Here is a 4,146-nt window from a genome sequence, read left to right on the forward strand (position 1 = left end):
CGTTTTGCGCGAAGAGTTCGACAAGAATTCCACAGGCTACGTGACTGACTTAGGTTTAAACAGGATCTATTACCAAATCGGAGAGCAGCAAATTTTGGTGTTTTTGCAAAATCAAATGCAGCAGAAACCCCGCAGAAGGATACTCGCGGCTGAGCAACCTTTGAACACCAAAATCGACCTGATCCTGCAAGGTTCCTACACCCCTGTGCGACTTGGCGGCAAGATAGACCGCATTGAGCTCGACGAAGCGGAAAAGACGCTGTATGTAATGGATTACAAAACAGGCAGCGTGGAGCTCGCCGGCAAGCAAAAGCTCCTGGACCCGGTGCGCAGGGAAGAAGTGATCCGGACAGACCCGGACAGGAAAATGGGTTATGTGCGCCAGCTCTGGATGTACGAGTACCTGATGTACCGGAAAATGCTGGACGAAAAAGGTTTGAAGCTCAAAGAGAATACCTTCTATTTCGGCGAATATGCAGTCAAATCAGGTTTTTATTCCTTTCGTGATCCGAAAAACCAGATCTCAAACCCGCTGGAATTAACCGACGAACTAGCGCCCGGCGCATTCATTGAAAAATCAGAAGTGATCCTGACAGATATACTGAATGTAATGCTCGATCCGGATATCCCGTTCCGCAAAACGGACGATCTGAATACCTGTATTTACTGCGATTTCAACGGGATTTGCGGCAGATAAAAAGTAGCTGAAAAGCAGCCGGCTGTTGCAACCAAAACAGCCCGAAAACGATCTATTCCATAAAATAAGATGGAGATGATCGTAGTTGTAAAATTAACCCTCGCGCTGCTTTGGCTGATTGCTTTTGTACTGACCTGCGCCGTGCTCAGCATCACTTTTCCCTTTATCTTCTTGAATGAAAAGATGCGCTCAGTAGTATAAAGCACTTCCTTATGCCAACAAGATGCCTCTAAACAACAGCGGCTGTAACAAGATGTGACAGCCGCTGTTGTTGTTAATGCTTTATTACTGCTTCTTGAATTCCAGATATTCCTCTGTTGCATTGCCGGTCGCTGCATCGGTCAGTTTCAGCGTAATGTTGATCTGCTGCTTGCCGTTTCCATTTATGATCCTGGTTCCGGTTCCTTCCACTTTTTGCCTAAGGGGTTTTTGATTGCTTTGTTCCACATCTACGCTCTCACTCAGTTCGATCGCGTCTTTCCCGGTCGTTTTTACATTGATCAGCTTGTAAGTCTGCACGACAGTAACAACGGTTCCGACGGCGGATACTTCCGTGTTTTTGGTAAATAAAATCGCCAGCTGGTTTTTCGCGTTGTTGGTAATTTCCCATTGCATGTTGCTCACCTGGCCGGGTACTACCGTTGTTGTTACGTAGGTACCGTTAAAATCAGGAGCAAAGTCAGTTTCAGGCTCTACCACTTCCTTATCATCCTTGCAAGCGCCCATTAACACAACCAGACAGCAAAAAATCAGCTTTTTCATAACTTAATGTTAGGTGTAAATAATTACCGGTTTTGAAAATTCTAAAATATAAATATTTCCTCTATAACGGTCTTTTTCTCCTTAGCGCATATACTTCTTTATGAAAATTCCCTTTTTCTGTAATTCTACTGCCGGTTAAAAAGGCAGTTTACCCAGGTCCACATTTCCACCTGTCAAAATAATGCCAACACGTTTGCCTTCTACCAGTTCTCTGTTTTTCAACACAGCCGCCAGAGCTACCGCGCCGGAAGGCTCCACTACCAGCTTCATACGTTCCCACAAATACCGAATTGCGGCGATTATTTCCTCATCAGAGACCAGCCAGATATCGCTGACATGTTGCTTGATAATCGGGAATGTTTTATCTCCCAGGTACGTAAGCAATCCGTCGGCGATTGTTTTCACGTAAGGTGCTTTTTCAATTTTGTCGCTCCGGAAAGAAAGTACGGCGTCGGCTGCGCCTTCTGGCTCTCCTGCGTATACTTTCGTTGCGGGTGAAAAATAATGTGCAGCCAATGCAGTTCCGCTCAATAATCCTCCCCCGCCTACCGGTGCAATGATCAGGTCGAGCTGCTCACCGGCCTGTTCTATCAATTCCTTTGCTGCGGTTGCCTGGCCCGCGATCACCTCATAGTTGTTGAAAGGGTGAATGAATGCAGCACCGGTGCGCGCAATAATTTCATCCACTGCTGCCTGTCTGGCTTCCGGCGTGTTCACACAAAATGTGATCTCGGCACCGTAACTCTCCACTGCACTGATTTTTACCTTAGGCGAATTTTCAGGCATGACAATGTAAGCTTTCGCACCAACTTTCGCCGCAGCGAATGCAATGGCCTGCGCGTGGTTCCCCGACGAATGCGTGGTAACGCCATTGGTCAGTTGTTCAGGAGTCAGCGAAAACATCGCATTCAACCCTCCCCTTGCCTTGAATGCACCGATCTTTTGCAGGTTTTCGCATTTGAAGAACAGCTGTGCGCCGCTTTGTTCATCCAGAAACCGGGAGGTCAGCATCGGCGTGTGATGAATGTAAGGCGCTATTAATTGGTGCGCCGCTTGTATCGTTTCCTTATCTGGTACAGCCTGGGACATCGTTCATATTGTTTTGACCAATATAAATAAAAAAAGCCCGCAGGATCAATCCTGCGGGCTTCTAAAAAATTTACTCAGACCTTATTTACCTGCGTTAGGTGTGTAAAGGTTAAAGAACTGATCCAGTTTCGGAGTGATGATAATTTCAGTCCGACGGTTCAGGCTGCGGTTTGGAGCAGAATCATTTGCCACTTTGGGTAAATATTCGCCACGACCACCAGCGATCATACGAACTGGCTCAACTCCGTATTTCTTCTGCAACGTACGCGCAACAGCAGTAGCACGCAAAACGCTCAGATCCCAGTTATCTGCAACTTTGTCAGTCGCGATAGGTACATTATCCGTGTGACCTTCAATCAAAATCTCGATCTCTTTGTAGTCGTTCAGGATCTTAGCCACTTTGCTCAACACGCTCTCAGCCTGTGAGTTGATAACCGAACTTCCTGAGCGGAAAAGCATTTTATCAGAAAGTGAAACGTATACTACGCCTTTCTTCACTTCAATCTGAACATCTTCATCGCTCACGTCAGACAATGAACGTTTCAGGTTAAGTACCAGCGCCATGTTCAGAGAATCCTTTTTCTGAATGCTTGAATTCAGGTCGCGGATCTGTGCACCTTGTGCGTCCATCATAGCAAGCGACTTCTTAATGCTTTCGGAACCTTCTTTGCTGATAACCGAAAGGTCAGACATACGATCAAGCAGGTTATTGTTGTTCTTTTTCAAGAATTCAACCTGCTCTTCCAGCTCTTTCATTTTAGCATTTTTGCTGGTAAGCTCGTCATTCTTAGCCTTTAAATCATTATTCAAACCAGCAGTTCTGCTGTCACAATCATTCAAATCAGCTCTTGCTTTATCCAATTGAATCTGGATTTCATTTGCTTGCTTCTGTGCAGTAAGCAACTTCTTTTTGCTAGCGCAGGAACCGAGTACAAAAAGCATTGCAACGGCTAAAAGCGTATTTTTCATAATCATCAAGGGTTATTAAATTAATTAAACACTGTTAAGTTAAACATGATACAACTGCACCCGAAGTAAAAATATCGAGCCAGCAGACCGGGGACGCGGTTTTGAAAATGCAAAATTATAAAAAAAGGGGAAATTGTCCTTGACAATTTCCCCTTTTTGGTGTGTACTAAGCGAATATCGGCAATTCTAATGATATTCTAATATCGGAATGACCAGTACGGGTTTCGCCTTGATTTGATACTGTCACGTATATGGGTCGTGATCAGCTTTTCATATTCTGCATTGGTCAGCTTCTTGCCTTTCATCTTTTTCGAAAGCACCAGATTTTCCGCCACCGATTTTTTTTCCACCTTTACCGCAGCCAGGATCAGCTCGCCGTCATTTACATCCACTTCCAGGATCAGGCCGGGTAAGCCGTAGTAACGTTCCGGGCCTCCGTTGTAGGCAAGATCATTTGCAAACCAGGCAGTAATCTTTTGTCCCTTGATCGTGTCCTCGGAAACCGCCATCATGCACATATAGCCGCTGATCTCCTTGATCTTGTTCATTACCTTCCATTTGGGTGCAGGTAGTGAATCCTCGATGATGTAATTTTTGCCGGAAAATTCTTCTAGCTCCATTTTGGTACC

General features: G+C 45.3%; 5 protein-coding genes. 1 reads left to right on the plus strand and 4 read right to left on the minus strand.

Annotation, left to right across the window (positions count from 1 at the left end; genetic code table 11):
- Window positions 1-697: RecB family exonuclease (locus ACTIE6_RS19380; RefSeq protein WP_439558215.1), on the plus strand; the 697-nt coding region annotated here is incomplete at its 5' end.
- A 285-nt stretch (window positions 698-982) separates the two neighbouring features.
- Here the strand turns inward: ACTIE6_RS19380 and ACTIE6_RS19385 are convergent.
- From ACTIE6_RS19385 to ACTIE6_RS19400, 4 genes are all read right to left on the minus strand, one after another.
- Window positions 983-1,459, minus strand: coding sequence for a hypothetical protein (locus ACTIE6_RS19385; RefSeq protein WP_439558216.1), 477 nt, complete (start codon window positions 1,457-1,459; stop codon window positions 983-985).
- Between the two features lie 135 nt (window positions 1,460-1,594).
- On the minus strand, window positions 1,595-2,548 hold the full coding sequence (locus ACTIE6_RS19390; protein WP_439558217.1) for a threonine ammonia-lyase: 954 nt from the start codon (window positions 2,546-2,548) through the stop codon (window positions 1,595-1,597).
- Between the two features lie 81 nt (window positions 2,549-2,629).
- On the minus strand, window positions 2,630-3,517 hold the full coding sequence (locus ACTIE6_RS19395) for an OmpA family protein (RefSeq protein WP_439558218.1): 888 nt from the start codon (window positions 3,515-3,517) through the stop codon (window positions 2,630-2,632).
- A 197-nt stretch (window positions 3,518-3,714) separates the two neighbouring features.
- Window positions 3,715-4,146: GLPGLI family protein (locus tag ACTIE6_RS19400; protein WP_439558219.1), on the minus strand; the 432-nt coding region annotated here is incomplete at its 5' end.

It is taken from the genome of Dyadobacter sp. (assembly GCF_051859145.1).
GTDB lineage: Bacteria > Bacteroidota > Bacteroidia > Cytophagales > Spirosomataceae > Dyadobacter.